This window comes from Mumia spirodelae (assembly GCF_050632745.1).
In the GTDB taxonomy this organism is placed as follows: domain Bacteria; phylum Actinomycetota; class Actinomycetes; order Propionibacteriales; family Nocardioidaceae; genus Mumia.
This window is the reverse complement of the sequence record NZ_JBODSD010000007.1, coordinates 14721-36078: the sequence shown is the minus strand read 5'-3', so window position 1 is coordinate 36078 and position 21358 is coordinate 14721. Positions and strand designations below refer to the sequence as shown.

Genomic DNA, 21358 nt, shown 5'->3' with positions numbered 1-21358 from the left:
CCCCCCGGCGCGGACCTGGGAGGCACCCGATGGCAGAGCATCGACGTCGCCGTGCCGCGCTCGCGCTGACCCTGCTGCTCGCCGGCGTCGGCGCGGCCGTGGCTCTCGCGACCGCCCCGTGGGACCCCGGCGCCAGACCCGACGAGGCCGCTGCTCCGGCCGGCGTTCCGTCGCGCGGCGTGGCGCCGGGCTCGACCCTCGACGAGCTGCGCGCCTGCTTCCGCGAGACCGAGGAGCTCAACCTCGCGTCGGTGACCTACCCGCCGGACGCAGACCTGACTCAGGCCGATGCCGAGACCTACACCGTGACGCTCGCGAGCACCCCGCTCGGCGAGCCGGGCGACGTGAGCGAGGAGCTCCAGGTGGCGTGCACCGTCTCAGCCCGGCTCGTCGGCTCTCCCACGGAGCTCGAGATCAGCCCGGCCGGATGGGTCGAGCAGCAGTACGTGCCTCCCGAGCCCACACGGTGGACGTGGGTCGTGACCGGGAGGTCGGCCGGCGAGTCGGACGCCGTCCTGGAGGTACGGCCGGCGATCCGCGTCGCCGACTCCCACGGCTCGACGCAGGTGGAGGAGCTCCGCACGGAGCAGTTCGACGTCGTCTTCGCCACCTCCGCGACTCCTGGACAACGCCTCACGTCGCTCTGGGCGGGTCTGGTCGCCGTCGCGACCGGGCTCGGGGCGATCCTCGGGGCGTGGTTCCTCGTGCGCCGGGTCAGGGGCGGACCAGCACCCGGCTCAGCTCGGGCAGCGCCGCCATCTCGCGGTCGAGGATCTGACGGGCGTGCGTCACGGAGTCCACGAGCGGGTGCAGCGCGAGGGCCTTGAGGGCCGCAGAGCGCGAGCCGGAGGTCGCGGCCTCGATCGTCGTCCGCTCGACGTCCTTCATCGTGGTGACGAGCCCGCGCTCGTGCGGGAGCAGCTGCGAGACGGCGACCGGGCGCGGACCGTCGGCACCGACCGTGCACGGCACCTCGACGATCGCCTCGGCGTCGACCGCCTCGAGCGTCCCGTCGTTGGGGACGTTGAGCACCAGCTCCGTCCCCTCGTCGGCGGAGATCGCCCGCATGAGGGCGAGCGCCACCTTGTCGTACCCGCCTCCGTCGAGGTCCTCGTCGTCGCGCTCGCCGGCGTCGGTGCTCGCGCGCCCCTCCGCCATGTAGGTCTCCTCGCGGTCGAGACGCGTCCGCTCCCACCGGGCGAAGGCGTCTCCCTCGCCGGCGTAGAAGCGGTCCTGCTGCTCCAGGAGGTACTCGCCGCGCGTCACACCGGCCTTCTCGATCGAGGCCACGGCGTCCGCGGTGTAGTACCAGTACCAGAGGTACTCGTTCGGGACGGTGCCCAGCGACGCCAGCCACTGCGGCCCGAAGAGCCGGCCCTCCTCGATCTGCATCAGCCGGTCGGGTTCGGCGAGCAGCCCCGGCAGAAGGTCCACGCCGTCGACGACCGCCCGGTGCAGCCAGCCCAGGTGGTTGAGCCCGGCATAGTCGAACGTGATCTGCTCGCGCGGGATGCCGAGCAGGCGGGCGACCCGCTTGAACAGGCCGACCGGCGAGTCGCAGATGCCGATCACGCGGCGCCCGAGCACCGCGGACATCGCCTCGGTGACCATGCCTGCGGGGTTGGTGAAGTTGATGACGTACGCCTCCGGCGCGACGCGGCGGACCGTCTCGGCGAGCTCGAGGGCGACGGGGATCGTCCGCAGGCCGTAGCAGACGCCTCCGGCGCCGGTCGTCTCCTGACCGAGGACACCGAGGTCGAGCGCAGCACGCTCGTCGCAGACCCGTCCCGCCAGTCCTCCGACTCGCATCGCCGAGAACACGAAGTCCGCGCCGGACACCGCACCGGCGAGGTCCGTCGTGAGACGCACCCGCGGCGGGCGGGCGTACTCCCCCGCGATGTCGGAGAGCACGGCGGCCACCCGCTGCAACCGGGTCTCGTCCGTGTCGTGGAGCACGAGCTCGTCGACGCGGGTCGCGTGCTCGTCGGACGCCAGCGCGCGGTAGACCAGCGGCACGCGGAAACCTCCGCCGCCGACGATGGTGAGCCTCACGAGTCCTCCTGGGTGTCGTACGGGTCGGTGCCGGTGCGGGCGGGTGTCAGCGGGCGCGCGACGTGGACCTCGACGTCGGAGTCGGCCAGGACGCGCGCCGACTCGTCGTCGACCTCGCGGTCGGTGACCAGCACGTCGTACTGGTCGGGGCCGCACACCCGGGCGTAGCCGCCTCCGGGGAGCTTGGTGTGGTCGGCGAGGAGCACGACGCGGTCGGCGACCTGGAGCATCGCCTTCTTCACCGGGACCTCGACGGCGGTCGTGTCGAAGACCGATCCGTCACGCCGGACTCCGCTGGTGCCGAGGAAGAGCAGGTCGGCCTGCACCTGCGCGATCGCCTGCTCGGTCAGGAAGCCGACCATCGAGTGGTAGTTCGCGCGCACCAGGCCGCCGAGGAGCATGAGGTCGACGACCGGGTCGTCGCGCAGCTCGTCGTACACGGCCAGGCTCGACGTGATCACCGTGACCCGGCGGCCGCGCAGCAGGCGCGCGACCAGGCTCGTCGTGGTGCCGATGTCGAGGACCACGACGGCGTCGTCGGGGACGAGGCCCGCGGCGTGCTCGGCGATCGCCCGCTTCTCGAGCGGGTTCTGCGTCGCGACCCGCTCGAACGGGGCCTCGCGCTCGAGGGCGGGCGCCGCCCCTCCGCGGAGGCGCCGCAGCTGGCCGGCATGCTCCAGGGCGGACAGGTCGCGGCGGATCGTGGCGTCGCTGACGTCGAGCAGGCGGGCCAGCGTCGCGACGTCGACAGGACCGCTCGTCTCGAGGAGATCGAGGAGTCGCTCGTGTCGGAGGTTTGCGCGCACACGGTGACCATAACAGGCAACTTCGCTCATTCATACGCATCTGCGCTCACCTCTTGCGCAATACTGCGCATTTGAGCGACACTCACGGAATGGCTCAGGACACCACCGACGACATGGCGTGCGACTTCTTCGTGACCGGGCCGGTGTTCCTCGACATCATCTTCACCGGCCTGCAAGAGGCGCCCGTCGGCGGGCGCGAGGTCATGACGTCGGGCATGGGCTCGAGCCCGGGCGGCGTCGCCACGCTCGCGGTCGCAGCATCGCGCCTCGGCCTGCGCACCTCGCTGGCGGCCGCGTTCGGTGACGACATGTACGGCGACTACCTGTGGGGGACGCTCGAGGACGACGAGTCGATCGACCTGTCGGCCTCGCACCGGTGGGGCCACTGGCACTCCCCCGTGACCGTCTCGCTCGCCTACGACGACGACCGCGCGATGATCACCCACGCGCACAAGCCGCCGCAGGCCGACCTCGGCGTCCCGCAGGTCGCACCCACCGCCCGCGCGGCGTTCGCCGACGTGGCCGACTCACGACCTGACTGGCTCGACACCGCGGCCAGCCGCGGGACCCGCATCTTCGCCGACGTCGGCTGGGACCCCACCGGGAGCTGGGACGCGACGTCGCTGCGCGAGCGCCTCGACGGCTGCTACGCGTTCGTGCCCAACGCCGTCGAGGCGATGGCCTACACCGGCACGGACTCCCCCGGCGCCGCGCTCGAGCGGATCCGCGACTGGGTGCCGCTGGCCGTGGTGACCGCGGGCAGCGCCGGCTCGTACGCCGCCGACGCGTCGACCGGGGAGACGGCCTGGGCGCCTGCGCTGTCGGTGCCGGCGCTCGACCCGACCGGGGCCGGCGACGTGTTCCTGGCGGGGCTCGTCGCCGCCACCCTCCGCGAGTGGCCGCTGCTCCAGCGCCTCCGCTTCGCGAACCTGTGCGCCGCCCTGTCCGTACGCGACTTCGGCGGAGCGCTGGCCGCCCCCGGCTGGGGCGCCATCTGCGAGTGGTGGGAGGGCCTCGAGCCCGGGTCGTGGCTGGCGCGCGACTACGCCTTCCTGGAGGCCGTGCTCCCGACCGTCGAGCACCGGACTTATGGTCGGGCAGTCGCCACCATCGGCTTCGTCGGGGAGACCCACGACCACCCGGACGAGCGCCCGGGGCACACCCGCACCCGAGATTTCCGCATCGCCCCTCGCGGCGAACAACCACAGGAGTCGTGATGACCCTTCGTGCCGTCAAGAAGCCGGTGCTGACCGCTGCCGTCGCAGCCGCCAGCGCCCTCCTCGCGCTGAGCGCGTGCGCTCCCGGCGGAGGGGGTGGTGACGACGAGGGCAAGGAGGCCCAGCCGAGCGACATCGAGACCGACGTCGCGTCGATGGGCGACGTGACGCTCTCGGTCTGGGACCAGGAGGTCCGCGGGGGCCAGGCGGCGCAGATCGAGGCGCTCAACGCCGCGTTCGAGAAGAAGTACCCGAACGTGACGATCGAGCGCACCTCGAAGTCGTTCGACGACCTCCAGAAGACGGTCCGCCTCGCGATCACCAACGACGACCCGCCGGACGTCGTCCAGGTCAACAACGGCCGCGCCGACATGGGCCAGTTCGTCTCCGCAGGCCTCCTGCAGTCGCTCGACGGCTACGCCGACGTGTACGGCTGGGACGACCGCTACCCGGAGTCGGTCCGCAGCACCGCGTCGTACAGCAAGGACGGCAAGACGTTCGGCGAGGGAAGCCTCTTCGGGATGCCCCAGGTCGGCGAGATGGTCGGCCTCTGGGTCAACAAGCAGAAGCTCGCCGACCTCGGGCTCGAGCCGCCGCAGACGCTCGACGACTTCGAGGCCGCGATGAAGGCCGCGAAGGCCGCGGGCGAGCTCCCCGTCCAGCTCGGCAACGCCGAGGCCTGGCCGGCGATCCACGACTTCGGCGTCGCGATGAACCAGTACGTCCCGCGCGACGACACCCGTGCCCTCGGCTACGGCCGCGAGGGAGCGTCGTGGACGTCCGACGAGAACGTCCAGGGCGCCGACCTCTTCAAGTCCTGGGTCGACGCGGGCTACCTCACCCCTGACTTCAACGCCGTCCCGAACGACACCGCGTGGCGCAACTTCGCCAAGGGCGAGGGCGTGTTCATGATCGGCGGCACGTGGTACCAGGCGGACCTCGAGGCCGCGATGGGCGACAACCTCGGCTTCGCGCTGCCGCCGGTCGGACCGGTCGGCGAGCCTGCCGTGACCGGTGGCACCGGACTCCCGTTCGCGGTCACCGACGCCAGCGACCACGCCGACGCCGCCGCGGCGTACATCGACTTCATCACCAACGCCGACGCGATGAAGGTGATCCAGGAGAACGGCGGCCTGCCGGTCGTCGACGGCGACGCGGGCAGCGCGACCGGCGTCGGCGCCGAGGTCATCGCCGCCTGGAACGGCGTGACCGAGCAGGACTCCCTGGTCCCCTACCTCGACTGGGCGACGCCCGACATGAGCGACCTGCTCGGCCAGGAGCTCCAGAAGCTCAGCGCCGGCTCGACGGACACCGCCGCGTTCCTCGACGCGCTCGAGAAGAACTACACGGACTTCACGGGCCAGAACGAGTGACGAGCGAGGACACGGTCGCGGTCCCGGCCGGAGGCGCGGCGCGCGACGCCCGCTCCCGGCCGGGCGCCCGGCGGCGTCACGGTCCCCCGGGTGAGCCGCGCAACGTCGCGTACCTCTACATCCTGCCGGGGTTCGTGGTGCTCACCCTCTTCCTGCTGGCGCCACTGGCGTACGCGGTGTGGCTGTCCCTCTTCGCGTGGGACGGACTCTCCCCCGGCACGTGGGTCGGGCTGCAGAACTACGTCGACGTCCTCAGCGACCCGACGCTGCGTGCCCCGTTCGTGCACGCGCTGGTGCTGGTCGTGTTCTTCTCGGTCATCCCGGTCGTCCTGGGACTCCTGGCGGCGTCGCTCCTCGTGCGCTCCACCGTGCGCGGCCGCGGCATCTTCCAGGCCGTGGTCTTCGTCCCGCAGGTCATCGCGCTCACCGTCGTCGCCGTGGCGTGGAAGCGGATCCTCGCGCCCGACGGCCCGCTCAACGAGGCGTTGCGGGCGGTGGGTCTCGACGGGCTCGCCCGCGGCTGGCTGGGTGACCCGAGCACCGCGCTGGTCGCGATCGGGATCGTCGGCACGTGGCTCGGCACGGGCCTGTGCACCGTGCTCTTCCTCGCCGGCCTGTCGCGCATGGACCGCGCGGTCTACGACGCGGCACGGCTCGACGGTGCGGGGTTCTTCCGCGAGACCTTCGCGATCAGCCTGCCGTCGCTGCGCAACGAGCTCGCCGTCGCGCTGACGCTGACGATGGTGGCGGCGCTGCGGACGTTCGACCTCGTCTACCTGATGACCTCCGGCGGACCCGGCGGCGCGACGGCCGTCCCGGCGTACGAGGTCTACATGAAGTCGATGCGCCAGGGCGAGGTCGGCATCGGCGTGACGATCGCGCTGCTGCTGGCGGCGTTCATCATGCTGCTGACCGTCCTCGTCAACCGCATCCCCGAGCGGGAGGAGGGCCGATGAGGACCTCGCGTCTCGAGCGCAGCGTCACGATCGCCGTCCTGGCGCTCGGCTCGGTCGCCGCCCTCTTCCCGATCGCGATGATCATCGCGTCGGCGTTCGTCTCCGACAACCCCAACGAGTCCGGCATCGTCTGGAGCAACTTCGCGACCGCGTGGGACGAGGGCCACTTCTCGACCTACATGCGTTCGAGCGTCATCGTCACCGTGTGCGTGGTGGCTCTTGCGACGGCGCTGTCGTGCCTGCTGGGCTACGCGTTCGGGACGATGCGCTTCCGCGGGTCGTCGGTGCTCTTCTACGTGCTGCTGCTCGGGCTGATGGTCCCCAACGAGGCGATCGTCGTCCCGCTCTACTACCAGCTGCGCGACCTGCACCAGATCAACACCTACCAGGCGCTCATCTTCCCGCAGGTCGCCCAGTCGCTCGCCTTCGGCACGTTCTGGATGCGGGCCTACTTCCGGGGCACGTCGCGGGAGCTGGTGGAGGCGGCGCGGCTCGACGGCGCCGGGCACTTCCGGACGTTCTGGTCGGTCCTGCTGCCGATGGGCCGCCCCGCGATCGTGACGATGGTCGTGCTGTTCTCGATGTGGACCTGGAACGAGTTCCTGCTCCCGCTGGTGATGATCCCCAACAACGAGGACCTCCGTACGGCGCCGCTCGGGCTCACGTTCTTCAGCGGCCAGTACACGGGCTCGCCGTCCCTGCTCGCCGCCGCGGCGCTCATCGTCGCCCTGCCGATGCTGCTGCTCTTCCTGATCGCCCAGCGCCACTTCATCCGAGGCATGACCGAGGGGGCGGTGAAGGGCTGATCCACCCGGCGGGGCGCCGCACCCGGTGCCCCGCTGCTCGACGGCCGGACCCGGCCGATCCGTCAGGAGAATGAAGGGGGACTCATGATCCAGCGCACGACGCACGCACCGTACCCACCAGGTGACGGCGCGCCACGACGATGGCGGCGGCTCGCGTCCGCCGCGGTCGTCGCGACGGTCACCGCGGCCGGGCTCGTCGCCGGCACCGCAGCCGGCGCCTCGGCGCAGCCGCAGGGCCACGGGGGTGGCGGCCACGGCTCGCACCAGGGCACGAAGCCCGTCGACCTCGACGTGCTCTTCGTGGGCGCGCACCCCGACGACGAGTCGGGGCGCCTCTCGACGTTCGGCGAGTGGGGCGAGAAGTACGACGCGAAGGTCGGCGTCGTCACGATCACCCGCGGGGAGGGCGGCGGCAACGCCGTCGGGCCGGAGGAGGGTCCGGCCCTGGGGCTGATCCGCGAGCGCGAGGAGCGCAGCGCTGTCGGCACGGCCGGCGTGGACCACGTCTTCAACCTCGACAAGGTCGACTTCTACTACTCCGTCAGCGCTCCGCTGCACCAGCAGGCGTGGGACGTCGACGACACCCTCGAGCGCCTCGTCCGCGTCGTCCGCGAGACCACGCCCGACGTCATCGTCACGATGACCCCGGCGCCGACGCCCGGCAACCACGGCGGCCACCAGGAGGCGGCGCGGCTCGCCGCCGAGGCGTACGCGGTCGCGGGCGACCCGGCCGAGTTCCGGTCGCAGATCACGTCGGAGGGACTGCGGCCGTTCGCGCCGGCGAAGCTGTTCCTCAACTCCGCCCGCGGCTCCGGCCCGGTCGGTCCGACCTGTCCGACGGGCTTCACACCGACCGACCCGACCGACGACGTGTACGGCGTGTGGGCCGGCGAGCGCTCCTCGGAGAGCGGCAAGACCTGGGCGCTGATCGAGCGCGAGGCGCAGCGCAAGTACGCCTCGCAGGGCTGGGCCGGGTTCCCCGACCCGAGCACCGACCCGAACCAGATCGGCTGCGACTACTTCACGCAGGTCGCGTCGCGGGTCCCGTTCACGCGCGGCGACCGGGCGTCGGCCACCACCTCGTCCGCGACGATGCTCGAGGGCGCGATCCTCTCCCGCAAGGGCGGGCTGCCGCTCGGCACGGGCCTCGAGCTCACCGGTGACACGACCGACGTCGTCCCGGGTCAGAGCGTGACCCTGCAGGCGCGTCTCACGGCGCCCCGCAACCGGGCGCTCGCCGGGGCCACCGGCACCGTCGCGCTGCCGGACGGCTGGGACGGCACCGCACGGGTCCGGTTCGGCACCGTGCCGGCCGGACGCACCGTGACCCGCGACGTCACCGTCACGGCACCGGACGATGCGGCGTCGGGTGCCCGTGCTCTCGTCGGGCTCGACGTCACGGCCGGCGGCCGCGACGGCTACACGAACCAGAAGCTCCGCGTCCTCCCCGACGTGTCCGGCACGCAGCAGCTGCTGCCGCAGGTCGCGGAGTTCGAGGAGTGGGCGCCGGAGGTCGGTCTCCCGCAGCTGCGGGGGCTCGTCGCACCGGTCCTCACCCTTCCGAGCGGCGGCAGCCGTACGGTCGGGGTCGACGTCACCAACCACAGCGGCGCGACGCAGTCCGGGACGGTCACGGTCGACCTGCCCGACGGGTTCGCGGCGGCGGAGGACACCGTGGCGTACGAGGGCCTCGCGCCCGGCGCGACGCAGCGCGTCGACTTCGCGGTGACCAACACCGACGACAGCCTGCCCACCTCCAACGAGGGCGGCGTCGGTGGCGACTACGCCTACACGATCACGACGACCAGCGCCTCGGGGTCGTCCACCGCGACGGCCGCGCTCGAGCTGGTGCCGACGACGCAGGTCGGCGAGACCGCGGCACCGACCCTGGACGGCACGGTCGCCGAGGGCGAGTACGCGTCGACGATCGACCTGTCCCGGCGGTGGGAAGGCGATGCGTGCACCTCCCCCGCGGACTGCAGCGCCACCGGCTACGTCACCCGCTCCGGTGACGACCTGTACGTCGCCGCGGTGGTGACCGACGACGTCAAGAGCGCGGTCCTCGCGGCGTCGGACTGCAAGCGTCACTGGCGCGTCGACTCCGTCGAGGTCGCGATCGATCCCGCCGGGACGTCGGAGAACACCTCGACGACGTTCAAGATCGGGGCACTGCCCTTCACCGCCGAGGGTCAGTCGTGCGCGGCCCGGGACGCCGACCACACCCAGGGCCCGATCGGGGCGTTCCCGATGACCGGTGAGGGCGGGTCGGACGAGACCACGCTCGACCCGGGCAACGTCGCGCCCGGCTTCGCGATGGCGTCCTCGGTGAGCACGCCGTACACGGGCTACGTCGTCGAGATGAAGATCCCGCTGTCGGCGCTGCCGGCGACGGTCGACCCCGACCGGATGGGCTTCAACATGTTCGTCTACGACTCCGACACGCAGGACAAGGCGGGCCAGACGCGGATCGGCTGGTCCACGTGGGGCGGCGTCCAGGGCGACCCGTACCGCTGGGGTCGTGTCGAGCTCGGCGGCGGGGCTCCCCCGGCCGTCGAGAGCACGCCGCCGAAGCTGGACTTCCCGGCGCTCGACAGCCTGGAGTCGCCGAAGTCGATCGAGCAGGCCGTCCGCTCCGGCGTCGGGCTGTCTGGTCTGCCGACCCTTGCCCCGAAGAGGACCGCCCGCGTCGTGCGCGCCACGGCGAGCGGCGGTACGGCGGTGGTGACGGTGGACGTCCGCACCCCCGGCACCGCCCACCTATTCGCCGTCACCGGCGACGAGCAGGAGGTCGGGTCGACCGAGGTCGCGCTCCGCCGGGGACGGCAGCAGGTCCGGATCCCGGTGTCCGCGACCCCGTCGTCGGTGCTGCTCGGGTTCGACCCCGACGGCGCCACCGGCACGGCGAGCTCGTCAGTGCAGGTGCGGTGACACAGCCGCTCGACGCCGCTGTCCGCCACCTGGTCCGCGACGACGCGGGCCAGGTGGCGGCCACGGCCGCAGACCTGATCCTCGACGGGCTCGACGGCAGCAGCACGCTGGGGCTCGCCACCGGGTCCTCCCCGCTCGGCGCGTACGACGAGATCGTGCGGCGGGTGCGCTCCGGAGCGGCGCCGGCCCGGGTGGCCCGACGCGGGTACCTGCTCGACGAGTACCTCGGCCTTCCCGCCGGCGACCGCAACACGTACGCGTCGGTGATCCGGCGCGAGGTCGCCGACGCCCTCGGGCTCGACGTCCGCGGACCCGACGGCCGCGCGGCGGACCCGGACGCGGAGGCCGCGCGCTACGGGCGCGAGGTCGTGGAGGCGTCCGTCGCCGTGCAGGTCCTCGGGATCGGGCGCAACGGGCACCTCGGGTTCAACGAGCCAGGTTCGCCGCTCGACTCGCGGACCCGCGTGGTCCGGCTGACCGAGACCACGCGGCGCGACAACGCCCGGTTCTTCGACTCCGCGGCGGACGTGCCGACGCACGCGATCACCCAGGGCCTCACGACGATCATGCGGGCGCGCCGGCTCGTCCTGATCGCGCTCGGCGAGCGCAAGGCGGACGCGGTGCACGCCGCGCTGCACGGACCTGTCGACCCGGCGTGCCCGGCGTCGATCATCCAGCGGCACCCCGAGGCGTACGTCGTCACCGACCGCGGGGCCGCCGGCGGCTGATCAGGCTCGCACCTGCCGCCACGGCCGTACGCTGAGCGCATGACCGAGCGGTCCACGATCGCCTCGACGCGCCGCCTGCTGGGCGTCGACGCGGCTCGGGCCGTCGCCCTCGTCGGCATGATGGCGACCCACCTCGAGCCCCGGATCGGTCCCGACGGCGGCACGTCGACCGCGCACCTGCTCGCCGCCGGCCGGGCGTCGGCCCTCTTCGCGCTGCTCGCCGGAGTGGGGATCGCGCTCGCGAGCGGAGGGACCACGCCACCGCGCGGCCGGTCGTGGCTCCAGGCGGCCGCGGCGACGGCGGCCCGGGCGGGGGTCATCTTCGCCGTCGGCCTCTTCCTGGGGGCGTTCGAGTCGGGGCTGGCGATCATCCTCTGCTACTACGGCGTGCTGTTCCTCGTCGCCCTGCCGTTCCTGCGCCTGGGGGCCGGCTGGCTGATCGGCCTGGGTGTCGCCGCTGCGGTGGTGACGCCCGTTCTGAGCCAGGCGCTGCGGCAGACCGTGACCACGCCCCTGGACTCCGCCGTGCCGAACCTCGTCACCGTGCTCCTCGATCCGGGCGGCACGGTCGTGAACCTGCTGCTGACCGGCTACTACCCGGTGCTGACGTGGACGGCGTACCTCCTCGTCGGCCTGGGGGTCGGTCGCCTCCCCCTCGCCCGCCTCGGCGTCGCCGCCGCGCTCACGGTGGCCGGCGCCCTGGTCGCGGTCGCGGCGTGGGTCGCGTCGTCGCGCTGGCTCGCAGGTGGTGGCCTCGCCGAGCTCGAGGCCGCCGGCACCGGAGGGCACGTGGCGACCGGCGCCGTCGACGCCGACCTTCTCCACGTGAGCTTCTTCGGGACCACGCCGACGACGTCGTGGGCCTGGCTGGGGATCGCCTCGCCGCACTCCGGTGCGCCGCCCGACCTCCTCCACACGCTCGGCAGCGCCCTCGCGGTCCTGGGCCTGATGCTCCTGCTGGAACACGCGATCGGGCGGGCGATCTGGCCCGTCGCGGCGATCGGGAGCATGACGTTCACCCTCTACTCGCTCCACGTCGTGCTGATCTCGACCCTGATCCCGCGGACCACCGACGACGCGCTGCTCGTCCACGTCGCGCTCGCCGCCGTGATCGCGATCCCGTGGCGGCGGTACGTCGGGCGCGGACCGCTGGAAGCCGTGGCGGCGGCCGCCGCACGCGCCGCTCGAGGGTCGGTCGCAGGAGGCGGACCACGGAGTTGACAGCAGCGTCAACGTCGGCCAAGGTCTGCCGTGTGAACGACCTCCGCTGGCCGACCCTCGACGACCTCGACGCGCTCGGTGCGCTGATGACCCGCACCGCTCCCCCCGAGTTCCAGGACATGAACGGACACGTCAACGTCCGGCACCACTACGGCATGCACATGGACGGCGCCGCGCAAGGGTTCGTCGAGTCCTTCGACCTCGGCGAGGGGTGGCTGGACCGCACGGGACAGAGCGCCTTCAGCGTCGAGCACCACATCACGTTCCACAGCGAGATCCTCGTCGGCCACGAGGTGTCGGTGCACCTGCGGATGCTCGGGCGCTCGGACAAGGCGATGCACGCGATGACGATCCTGCTCGACCGCAGCACCGGCAAGGTGGCCAGCACGCTGGAGTACGTCGAGGTCTACGTCGACCTGACGACGCGGCGGGCGACCGCGATGCCCGAGGAGCTCACCAAGCCGCTCGACGCTCTGCTCGAGGAGCACGCGGACCTCGACTGGGACCTGCCGCGCAGCCGGGCGATGGGGACCTCGCGAGGCTAGGTGGCCGGAGGAGCGGTCGCGGCCTGCCGCGTACGATCGCTCCGTGACTGCGAGCACCTTCCGGATCGGCGACGGGCAGCCCGTCGCGTACGAGACAGCGACGCACCTGTGGGCCAAGAGCGCCCGCGAGATCCTGGTGGAGAAGGCACGCGAGTACGGCGGTGACGTCTCCGACGGGGAGCTCGCCGCCGAGGTGCAGCGACGTACCGGGGTCAAGACCCGTGTGGCCGTCACGAGCTGGGTCGGGGCGGTGCTCGACGAGGTCGCGACGGAGGCGCACGGGCGCGGAGAGCCCGCCCTCACGGCGCTGTGCGTGCGGGAGGACGGCAGGGCGGTCGTCGGCTACGGCGAGACCGTCGCGCGGTTGACGGGCACGGCGCCCGCCGACGCCGACCGCCACGCGGCCGAGCAGCGGTTCGCGTGCTACCAGCGGTTCGGGGCGCGCCTCCCGGCCGACGGCGGGCGACCGGCGCCGTCGCGCAGGGTCGCAGCCGCGCGCTCCTCGCGCACGGTGCGGCGGGAACCAGCGGTCCGCAAGGTCGAGCGACCCGTGTCGGTGTGCCCGCAGTGCTTCATGGCGCTGCCGGCGACCGGCGTGTGCGACAACTGCGGCTGAGCGCGCCGAACGTCCTCGCTCCCCGCTACGGTCTGTAGCACCACGAGAAGGGGGACGGATGTCGACTCGGGTCCTGACCACGCCGTACGGTCGCGCCGCTCTCGAGACGCTCCGGCGGGTCGTCTCCGAGGCCAAGGCCTCCGACCTGATGGCGCCGGTCACGCTCGTGGTCCCGACGAACGTCGCGGGCATCGTCGCGCGCCGTCACCTCGCCCGCGGACTGGACGGCGACGGCGGCCCGGGCGTCGCTGCACTCACGGTCACGACGCTCGCCCGTCTGGCCGAGCAGGTCGCCGCCACCGCGATGCATCCGCGCCGACCGGCGACGCAGCCCGTCGTCGCCGCCGCGTGGCGCCAGGCGCTGGACCAGGACCCAGGCATCTTCGGCCCGGTCAAGGACCACCCCGCCACGATCCGCGCCCTCGCCACGGCGCACCGCGAGCTGCGCGACCTCTCCCCCGACGGCCGCGACCGCGCGCGCGAGTCCACCGGCCTGTCCGCCGACCTGCTGCGCCTGCACGAGCGCGTCGCCGACCGCATCGCCGCCGGCCACTACGACCCGACCGAGCTGCTGGTCGAGGCGGCCCGCACCGTCGAGGCGGACGCTGACGTCACCGCCGTGCACGGGACGGTCGTCCTCTACCTCCCGCAACGCCTGACCCGGGCGGAGTCAGGGTTCGCCCGCGCGCTCGCCCAGGGTTCTCGCAGCGTCGTCGTCGCGGGCACGACCGGCGTACGCCGCGCCGACTCGGCCGTCGTCAGCAGCCTCGAGCGGATGGGCCTCGCGATCCCGGACGACGCGCGGCGCACGCCGCCACCGGTCGCCACCCGCGTCCTCCACGCGTCCGACGCCGACGACGAGGTGCGGCGCGTGGTCCGCGAGGTCGTCGCCGCTCTCGCGCGCACCCCTGCCCACCGCATCGCCGTGCTCTACGGGTCCCGCGTCCCGTACGCCCGCCAGCTCCACGAGCACCTCGGCGCGAGCGGCCTCGCGGTCAACGGTCCGGCGACGCGTGCCGTGCAGGAGCGCGCGATCGCCCGCGCCTTCGTCGCCCTGCTCGAGGTCGGTCAGGCGGGTCTCCCCCGCGCCGAGACGTTCGTCGCGCTCGCCGAGGCGCCGGTGCTGGCGTTCTCCGGCGAGCGTGTCCCGGTCGCGCGCTGGGAGCGGGTCTCGCGTCGCGCCGGCATCGTCGGCCGGGGCGACTGGGCCTCCCGCATCACCACCTTCATCGGCGACGAGATCCGCGCCATCGGCGAGGAGGAGCAGCAGGAGAGCCCGCGTCAGGGTCGGATCGACGCGGCCGAGCGCGAGATCGAGAGCGCGCGCGGCCTGCTCCGCTTCGTCGAGCGGCTGCAGCAGCGGTTCGACGACGCCGCCCGCATCCGGCGCTGGGACGCGATGAGCTCGTGGGCCCTGGACCTCCTCAACGACCTCTACGGCACGTCCGACACCTGGACGGCGATGCCCGCGGAGGAGCAGTACGCCGCGGTCGTCCTCGAGTCGGCGCTCGGTGGCCTCTCCTCACTGGACGCCTTCGACCTGACGGCCGACGTCGAGACCCTCGCCGAGGTGCTCAGCCTCGAGCTCGAGTCGTCGCTGCCCCGCGTCGGCCGGTATGCCGAGGGCGTCTTCGTCGGACCGGTCTCGGCCGCGGTCGGCATGGAGCTCGACGAGGTGTTCGTGCTCGGTCTGACCGAGGACGCGTTCCCCGGCCGCGCCCACGAGGACGCGCTGCTCAGCGACACGCTGCGCACCGCCACCGGCGAGCTCGACCCGTTGCGCGCCACGCTCGACGACAAGCAGCGGCACCTGCTGGCCGCGCTCGCGTCCGCACCGCGCGCCACGGCGTCGTTCCCGCGCGGCGACCTTCGTCGCAGCACCGAGCGCCTGCCGAGCCAGTTCCTGCTGCCGTCGCTGCGTGAGCTCACCGGCAACAAGGAGCTCGCCGCGACCGAGTGGGACCGGCCCGACAGGCATCACGCACCCACCGGCACCACCATCGTCGGCAGCCGCTCGTACGCCGACGGCGTCCTCACGGCGGAGCTGCCCGCGTCCGAGCAGGAGTGGCAGATCCGCGCCGCGGCGTCCGGCACGCCGCTCGCTCCCGAGCCCGCGGCTCTCCTCGCAGCGGCACGTGCGCTGATCGACGCGCGCGCGAGCGCGGGGTTCACCCGGTTCGACGGCAACCTCGCGGGCGCCGAGGGCCTGCCGGACTACGCCCACGGCGACCGCGTCGTCTCCCCCACCGCCCTCGAGGCGTACGCCCGGTGCCCGTTCGCCTACTTCGTCGAGCGGCTGCTCGGCGTCGCCCCGCTGGAACAGCCCGAGGAGATCATCTCGATCTCGGCGGCGGAGATCGGCACGCTCGTGCACGGGGCGCTCGACCAGCTCATCACCGAGAGCGCCGCGGCCGCCACGCTGCCGTCGTACGCCGAGCCGTGGAGCGCCGCGCACCACCGACGTCTCCAGGAGCTGGTCACCGTCCGCGCGACGAACCTCGTCGAGCGCGGCCTCACCGGGCACCGCCGGCTCTGGGAGGCCGAGCTCCAGGCGCTGCGGACGGTGGTGGCGCGGATGCTGGAGGACGACGACGCCTTCCGTGCCGCGCGCGACGCCGAGGTGGTCCGCAGCGAGCTCGAGTTCGGCACCGGCGACGATCCGGACCCGATCGAGATCACGCTGCCGGACGGGCGGCTGCTGATGCGCGGGAGCGCGGACAAGGTCGACCGCACGCGCGACGGGGTGCTTCTCGTGACGGACGTGAAGACCGGCCGGGCGGATGCGTTCCGGGTCCTCAAGGACGACCCCGTCGCGGCCGGCACCAAGCTGCAGCTGCCGGTGTACGCGCACGCGGCGCGCGAGCGCGTAGCCGACAAGCCCAGCACCGGGGTCGAGGCGATGTACTGGTTCGTACGGCGCAACGCCGGCGAGCGCATCCCGGTCACGCTCGACGACGCGCTCGAGGCGACGTACGCGCAGACGCTCCAGACGCTCGTCGACGGCATCGCCGCGGGCGCGTTCGTCGCACGCCCGAGCGCGCAGCCGGCGTACGGCTACGTCGAGTGCGAGTTCTGCACGCCCGGTGGGCTCGGGCACAAGGAGGCGCGGCGGCGCTACGAGGACAAGCGGGGCGACGCGGCGCTCCGGGAGCTCGTCCGCCTCGTGGACCCGGAGGCCCTGGACGACCCGGCGGTTCAGGCATGAGCACTGTCACGTCGCTGACCGACGACGCGGCCCGCTCCCGGATCACGACGGGGACCGACCGCAACCTGTTCGTCGAGGCGGGCGCGGGCTCGGGCAAGACCCGCGCGCTCGTCGACCGCGTCACGCACCTGGTCCTCGAGGGTCCCGACCCGGTCCCGCTGCGCCACGTCGCCGCCGTGACGTTCACCGAGAAGGCCGGCGCCGAGCTGCGCGACCGCCTGCGGGCCAGCTTCGAGCGGCAGCGGCGTGCGGCGACCGACGACGCGCGCCGCGCCCGGGCGACCGAGGCGCTGGAGGACCTCGACTCCGCCGCGATCGGGACCCTCCACGCGTTCGCGCAGCGGATCCTCGCCCAGCACCCGATCGAGGCCGGGCTGCCGCCGCTCATCGAGGTTCTCGATGAGGTCGCGTCGTCGGTCGCGTTCGAGGAGCGCTGGTCGGTGATGCAACGGGCGCTGCTGGACGACGACGCGCTCGGCAGCGCAGTGCTGCTCGCGCTCTCGGCCGGGGTCAAGCTCGAGCACCTGCGCTCGCTGACGAGGGCCTTCAACGCCGACTGGGACCTGATCGCCGACCGCACCCCCGAGGACGTGCCCGAGGTCGTGCTGCCCGACGTCTCGGCGCTCGTCGAGGAGGCGGCCGCCGTGGCGGCACGGGCCGGCGAGTGCGGCGACGAGAGCGACCGGTTCCTCGAGCGGCTCGCCGCCGTCGCGGCCTGGGGCGAGGCGCTGCGGACGGCAGTCGACGACCGTGCCCGCTACACGGTGCTGCTCGCCGCGGCCGACCTCAAGACCTCCTACGGCCGCAAGCAGAACTGGCAGGACCTCGACGACGTCAAGCACGCGTGCGTCGAGCTGCAGCAGCGCGCGAAGTCGGCGGCCGACAAGGTCACCGAGGCGACGCTGCGGCCGCTCGCGTCGTGGATCGCGAGGACCGTCCGGGCCGACGCGGAGCGCCGCGCCGCTGAGGGTCGGCTGGAGTTCCACGACCTGCTCGTCCTGGCCCGCGACGTGCTCCGGCGCGATCCCCTGGTCCGTGCCGCCCTCCACACGCAGTACCAGCGCCTCCTCCTTGACGAGTTCCAGGACACCGACCCGATCCAGATCGAGCTCGCGGTGCGCATCGCCGGAGGCCGTGACGCCGATGAGGACGACTGGCGCGACGTCGATGTTCCGCCAGGGTCGCTCTTCGTCGTGGGCGACCCGAAGCAGTCGATCTACCGCTTCCGTCGAGCGAGCATCGCGCTCTACCTCGAGACCCAGGACTGGTTCGGCGCCGAGGACCACGTCACGCTCACCACCAACTTTCGCACCGTCGACCCGGTCCTCCGGTGGGTCAACGCGGTCTTCGACGAGGTGATCCAGCCCGAGGCCGGGACCCAGCCCGCGTACGTCGCCCTCGACAGCCACCGTGTCGACGCTCCGCCCGTCGGTGCCCCGGTGACGGTGCTGGGACGCGACGAGCACCCTGAGCGACTCAAGGCGGATCCGCTCCGTGCCCTCGAGGCCGGTGACGTCGCGGCGACCGTCCGGCAGGCGGTCGACGAGGCATGGACGGTCTGGGACGAGGGGTCGGAGCGGTGGCGGCCGATCGCGTTCGCCGACGTCGCGATCCTCATCCCGTCGCGCATCTCGCTCGGGGCGCTGGAGACCGCGCTCGACCGCGAGGCGGTCCCCTACCGCGCCGAGTCCAGCTCGCTCGTGTACCAGGCCGCCGAGATCCGCGACCTGATGACGGCCGCGCAGGCGATCGCCGACCCGGGCGACCAGTTCGCGGCCGTCCTCGCCCTGCGCTCGCCGCTGTTCGGGTGCGGCGACGACGACCTCTGGACCTGGAAGCGGGCCGGCGGCTCCTTCCACCTGCTCGCCCCGACGGCCGAGACGCTCGAGCGGCTCGGCACGGACGCCCACCCCGTCGCCGCCGGGCTCGGGGCACTGCGCGACCTCGTGCGGCGCGCCCGCTGGATGACGCCGAGCGAGGTGCTCTCGGCGATCGTCGCCGAGCGTCTCGTCTCCGAGGTCGCCGCAGGCACGCCGAGGGCGCGCGACCAGTGGCGCCGCCTACGGTTCGTCGTCGACCAGGCCCGCGCGTGGTCGGAGGTCGAGCACGGCGGGCTCCGCGCCTACCTGGGGTGGGCCTCGCGGCAGGCGGACGAGACCGCACGCGTCGCAGAGGCCGTCCTTCCCGAGACCGACGTCGACGCCGTCCGCATCATGACGGTCCACGGCGCGAAGGGCCTGGAGTTCCCGATGGTGGTGCTCTCGGGCATGAGCACCGTGCCGCAGCGGCGCAGGGGCGTGCAGCTGCTGTGGACGGACGACGGCTACGAGGTGCGGCTCGTCGGCCAGGTCCAGACCAACGACTTCGAGCAGGCCGCGCCGGTCGACGAGCAGATGGACGCGCAGGAGCGTCGGCGCCTGCTGTACGTCGCCGCGACCCGCGCGCGCGATCACCTCGTCGTCTCGCTCCACCGCGCCCCGGGCGGGAGCGGTGACACCAACGCCCGCGTGCTCGCCGCGGCGGGCGCGGGCGATGCGCGCTGGGCGACCGCAGCCCCGGCCACGCAGGCCGACGACGCCTCCGCCGATCGACCCAGCGAGCGTCGGACCACTTCCACGCCCCCGCCCGAGCTCGCGCAGTGGCGCCAGCTGATCGCCGACGTACGCGCGTCCACGCGCGAGAAACCGGCCCAGAGCGCGTCCGGGCTCGAGGGCACGGAGCCCGAGGTCGTGCTCGTCGACGACCCTGCCACCGTGGCCGGGCAGGCAAAGGGAGGTCGCGACGTCGAGCTTCCGCCGTGGCGCAAGGGCCGCTACGGCTCGGCGGTCGGACGTGCGGTCCACGGCGTGCTGCAGGCGGTCGACCTCGCGAGCGGTGCCGGTCTCGACGACGCTGTGGCGGCGCAGTGCCAGGCCGAGGGCGTGACGACGTTCGCCGAGCAGGTGCGCGCCCTCGTCGTGTCGGCGCTGGAGTCCCCGCTCGTGAAACGGGCCGCCGAACGTGAGCACTGGCGGGAGTCGTACGTCGGGACGGTCGCCGAGGACGGCACGGTCATCGAGGGGTTCGTCGATCTCATCTACCGCGAGGACGACCGGTCGCTGCGCGTCGTGGACTACAAGACCGACGACATCCCTCGCGAGGCGCTCGCCGCGCGGACCGTGTTCTACCAGCCGCAGGTCGCGGCGTACGAGGCGTGTCTCCGCGAGGCGACGGGTACGCCGGTCTCCACCGCGCTGCTCTTCCTCGGTGTCGGGCGCGAGGCGTGGGAGGTCCCGGTCGGGACGTGACGCTCAGACCAGGGAGTGGTTGGCGCGCTGCTCGTAGAGCCGCACGAAGGCTTCGAGCAGCTGGAGCGCGGCGAGGTTCGCGTACAGTGCGTTGCCCGCGGCGCTGGACCGCCTCACGTCGACCACGTTCGGGCGTCCACCGACGGTCCGCTCGACCGCGGTCGCACCGACGTGGGCCCACGGTCGCCCGTGGGCGAAGCCCGAGCTGAGCTGCCACGGCAGCCGCACCCCCATGCTCAGGTGCGGCAGACTCACCTCGGCATACTCGACGGCCTCCGTCGCCGTGCAGCCGCGCCGCACCGCCTCGGGGTCGAGCGCCCGGCGACGCGCGACCGCGTCGAGCGCGACCAGCCGGGACTCGGCGGACGCCACGTTCGGGAGGCCGAGGTGACGGGTCGCCTCCTCGGCGTCGGTGATGTCCTGCGCGTGCCAGCGGAGAGTGCGCTCGACGCGCTCGTCCCGCCTATCGGGGCCGAGGATCCAGTACGCCGTCGCGAGGCTCTCCAGGGCGCCTCGCGCAAGCGACCAGGTGGCCGCGACGTGGGGCACCTGCTCCCCCACGCCGAGCATCCCGCCGGCCTGGAGGTGGTCGATGCCGGCAGTCACGCACCGCCGGAGGACCTGGCTCGTGGCGTACGGCCCGCTGGCGATGTCGTCGGCGGCGAGCGACGAACCGCGCGCGACCGGGAAGTCGTCCGACGTGCTGCAACGCTGCCTCAGACGACCGATCAGGACGGTGCTGTCGAGCCGCGCGTCCCCCTCCGCGGTGGCGGGTCCGGGCAGGGTCGTCGTGGCGCGGGAGTCGGGCATGCGGGGTCCTTGGCTCGGGGGGCGAGGCGCTACCGTATCGGACCGCGCGCGACTCGCTCCACTCCGTCAGACCCAGATCGCCGTCGGCCAGCCGGCGAGGTCCTGCGGAGGGTCCGGGTGCGCGATGGCGGCGCCGTCGCGCACCCGCCGAGCCGTCCACGCGACCGCGGCGGCATCGAGGACGTCGTCGGCGTTCGCGACCTCCCCGGCACGGCCGAGCTCACCGTCGAGGACGATCCCGGCACCCTCAAGCGCCGCCATGCGCTGCCGGACGCCGTCCCAGCTCTTCTTGCGCGCGAACGGGCGACCGGCCATGACCTGGAACGCGAGCTCCGGGTGGACCTCGACCACGCGACCCGCGTACGACGGGATCCAGCGCTCGACCTCCAGGATCCGGTGGCGGAGCCCGTACGCCTGGAGGCTGACGCCCGTGCCGCCGCTCGCCCGCTGAGCCGCGTTCGCCGCTGCGTGGGTCGGCGCCTCGACCGCAGCGCGGACCGGCGTGAGGAACACCGTCGAGGCGCGCCCTCTCAACAGCGACCGCGCCGCGAGGTCGGCGGCACGGGGGCCGGCGTCGGCGAGGCCGATCGGGATGTCGACGCCGACCACGGCCGGCGCCGGATCGCACGACGCCACAAGGTCGTCGATCCTCGGCGCGAGACGGACCTCTGCGACGCCGTCGTCATCGAGCAGCACCCCGATCCAGCCGCCCGGGCACGCGTCGACCCCGAGGACGCGACGAGCGGAGGGTGACGACATGACCGCAGGCTACGACGGCGCATCCCTGGGGAGATCGCGAAGCGGCGTC

16 protein-coding genes are annotated in these 21358 nt (G+C 73.3%); 12 read left to right on the top strand and 4 right to left on the bottom strand.

Features of this window, described 5'->3' with window-relative positions; translation table 11 throughout:
- The first annotated feature begins 29 nt into the window (after window positions 1-29).
- On the top strand, window positions 30-827 hold the full coding sequence (locus ACQSSQ_RS23445; protein ID WP_431329574.1) for a hypothetical protein: 798 nt from the start codon (window positions 30-32) through the stop codon (window positions 825-827).
- On the opposite strand, the gene ACQSSQ_RS23440 is transcribed toward ACQSSQ_RS23445, so the two are convergent.
- Window positions 715-2052 (bottom strand): 6-phospho-beta-glucosidase, encoded by a 1338-nt coding sequence (locus tag ACQSSQ_RS23440; RefSeq protein WP_431329573.1) that lies wholly within the window; start codon window positions 2050-2052, stop codon window positions 715-717. The genes ACQSSQ_RS23445 and ACQSSQ_RS23440 overlap by 113 nt on opposite strands.
- Window positions 2049-2858, bottom strand: a complete 810-nt coding sequence (locus tag ACQSSQ_RS23435; RefSeq protein WP_431329572.1) for a DeoR/GlpR family DNA-binding transcription regulator — start codon at window positions 2856-2858, stop codon at window positions 2049-2051. Before ACQSSQ_RS23435 ends, ACQSSQ_RS23440 begins: the two co-directional genes overlap by 4 nt.
- Window positions 2859-2947: 89 nt before the next feature.
- Here ACQSSQ_RS23435 and ACQSSQ_RS23430 point away from each other — a divergent pair, with 89 nt between their 5' ends.
- The 11 genes from ACQSSQ_RS23430 (at window position 2948) to ACQSSQ_RS23380 (ending at window position 19740) form a co-directional block, all read left to right on the top strand.
- Entirely contained in the window at window positions 2948-4075 is a 1128-nt protein-coding gene (locus tag ACQSSQ_RS23430; RefSeq protein WP_431329571.1) for a carbohydrate kinase family protein, read from the top strand.
- Window positions 4075-5448, top strand: a complete 1374-nt coding sequence (locus ACQSSQ_RS23425; RefSeq protein ID WP_431329570.1) for an ABC transporter substrate-binding protein — start codon at window positions 4075-4077, stop codon at window positions 5446-5448. The genes ACQSSQ_RS23430 and ACQSSQ_RS23425 overlap by 1 nt, the downstream gene beginning before the upstream one ends.
- On the top strand, window positions 5445-6404 hold the full coding sequence (locus ACQSSQ_RS23420) for a carbohydrate ABC transporter permease (RefSeq protein ID WP_431329569.1): 960 nt from the start codon (window positions 5445-5447) through the stop codon (window positions 6402-6404). Before ACQSSQ_RS23425 ends, ACQSSQ_RS23420 begins: the two co-directional genes overlap by 4 nt.
- Window positions 6401-7210: a carbohydrate ABC transporter permease gene (locus tag ACQSSQ_RS23415; RefSeq protein ID WP_431329568.1), complete on the top strand. Its 810-nt coding sequence runs from the start codon at window positions 6401-6403 to the stop codon at window positions 7208-7210. The genes ACQSSQ_RS23420 and ACQSSQ_RS23415 overlap by 4 nt, the downstream gene beginning before the upstream one ends.
- A gap of 84 nt (window positions 7211-7294) precedes the next feature.
- Window positions 7295-10138: a sugar-binding protein gene (locus tag ACQSSQ_RS23410; RefSeq protein ID WP_431329567.1), complete on the top strand. Its 2844-nt coding sequence runs from the start codon at window positions 7295-7297 to the stop codon at window positions 10136-10138.
- Entirely contained in the window at window positions 10135-10866 is a 732-nt protein-coding gene (locus ACQSSQ_RS23405; protein WP_431329566.1) for a glucosamine-6-phosphate deaminase, read from the top strand. Before ACQSSQ_RS23410 ends, ACQSSQ_RS23405 begins: the two co-directional genes overlap by 4 nt.
- A 39-nt stretch (window positions 10867-10905) precedes the next feature.
- Complete coding sequence (locus ACQSSQ_RS23400; protein ID WP_431329565.1) at window positions 10906-12087, top strand: heparan-alpha-glucosaminide N-acetyltransferase domain-containing protein; 1182 nt, start codon at window positions 10906-10908, stop codon at window positions 12085-12087.
- 32 nt (window positions 12088-12119) lie between these two features.
- Window positions 12120-12632, top strand: coding sequence for a thioesterase family protein (locus tag ACQSSQ_RS23395; protein WP_431329564.1), 513 nt, complete (start codon window positions 12120-12122; stop codon window positions 12630-12632).
- A gap of 43 nt (window positions 12633-12675) precedes the next feature.
- A complete protein-coding gene (locus tag ACQSSQ_RS23390) occupies window positions 12676-13248 on the top strand; it encodes a hypothetical protein (RefSeq protein ID WP_431329563.1) in 573 nt (190 codons plus the stop codon).
- Window positions 13249-13306: 58 nt separating this feature from the next.
- A complete protein-coding gene (locus ACQSSQ_RS23385) occupies window positions 13307-16453 on the top strand; it encodes a PD-(D/E)XK nuclease family protein (RefSeq protein ID WP_431329562.1) in 3147 nt (1048 codons plus the stop codon).
- Window positions 16450-19740: a UvrD-helicase domain-containing protein gene (locus ACQSSQ_RS23380; RefSeq protein WP_431329561.1), complete on the top strand. Its 3291-nt coding sequence runs from the start codon at window positions 16450-16452 to the stop codon at window positions 19738-19740. Before ACQSSQ_RS23385 ends, ACQSSQ_RS23380 begins: the two co-directional genes overlap by 4 nt.
- 3 nt (window positions 19741-19743) lie before the next feature.
- Here ACQSSQ_RS23380 and ACQSSQ_RS23375 read toward each other — a convergent pair whose 3' ends face one another.
- The gene (locus ACQSSQ_RS23375) at window positions 19744-20550 is read right to left on the bottom strand and encodes a hypothetical protein (protein ID WP_431329560.1); all 807 of its coding nucleotides are present in this window, start codon (window positions 20548-20550) and stop codon (window positions 19744-19746) included.
- 66 nt (window positions 20551-20616) lie between these two features.
- A complete protein-coding gene (locus ACQSSQ_RS23370) occupies window positions 20617-21309 on the bottom strand; it encodes a DUF429 domain-containing protein (protein WP_431329559.1) in 693 nt (230 codons plus the stop codon).
- Window positions 21310-21358: the final 49 nt, after the last annotated feature.

Bases quoted from the DNA above. Each gene is read 5' to 3' on its own strand.
- ACQSSQ_RS23445 (WP_431329574.1), top strand. From the start codon at position 30: ATGGCAGAGCATCGACGTCGCCGTGCCGCGCTCGCGCTGACCCTGCTG.
- ACQSSQ_RS23430 (WP_431329571.1), top strand. From the start codon at position 2,948: ATGGCTCAGGACACCACCGACGACATGGCGTGCGACTTCTTCGTGACC.
- ACQSSQ_RS23425 (WP_431329570.1), top strand. From the start codon at position 4,075: ATGACCCTTCGTGCCGTCAAGAAGCCGGTGCTGACCGCTGCCGTCGCA.
- ACQSSQ_RS23415 (WP_431329568.1), top strand. From the start codon at position 6,401: ATGAGGACCTCGCGTCTCGAGCGCAGCGTCACGATCGCCGTCCTGGCG.
- ACQSSQ_RS23410 (WP_431329567.1), top strand. From the start codon at position 7,295: ATGATCCAGCGCACGACGCACGCACCGTACCCACCAGGTGACGGCGCG.
- ACQSSQ_RS23400 (WP_431329565.1), top strand. From the start codon at position 10,906: ATGACCGAGCGGTCCACGATCGCCTCGACGCGCCGCCTGCTGGGCGTC.
- ACQSSQ_RS23385 (WP_431329562.1), top strand. From the start codon at position 13,307: ATGTCGACTCGGGTCCTGACCACGCCGTACGGTCGCGCCGCTCTCGAG.
- ACQSSQ_RS23380 (WP_431329561.1), top strand. From the start codon at position 16,450: ATGAGCACTGTCACGTCGCTGACCGACGACGCGGCCCGCTCCCGGATC.
- ACQSSQ_RS23375 (WP_431329560.1), bottom strand. From the start codon at position 20,550: ATGCCCGACTCCCGCGCCACGACGACCCTGCCCGGACCCGCCACCGCG.
- ACQSSQ_RS23370 (WP_431329559.1), bottom strand. From the start codon at position 21,309: ATGTCGTCACCCTCCGCTCGTCGCGTCCTCGGGGTCGACGCGTGCCCG.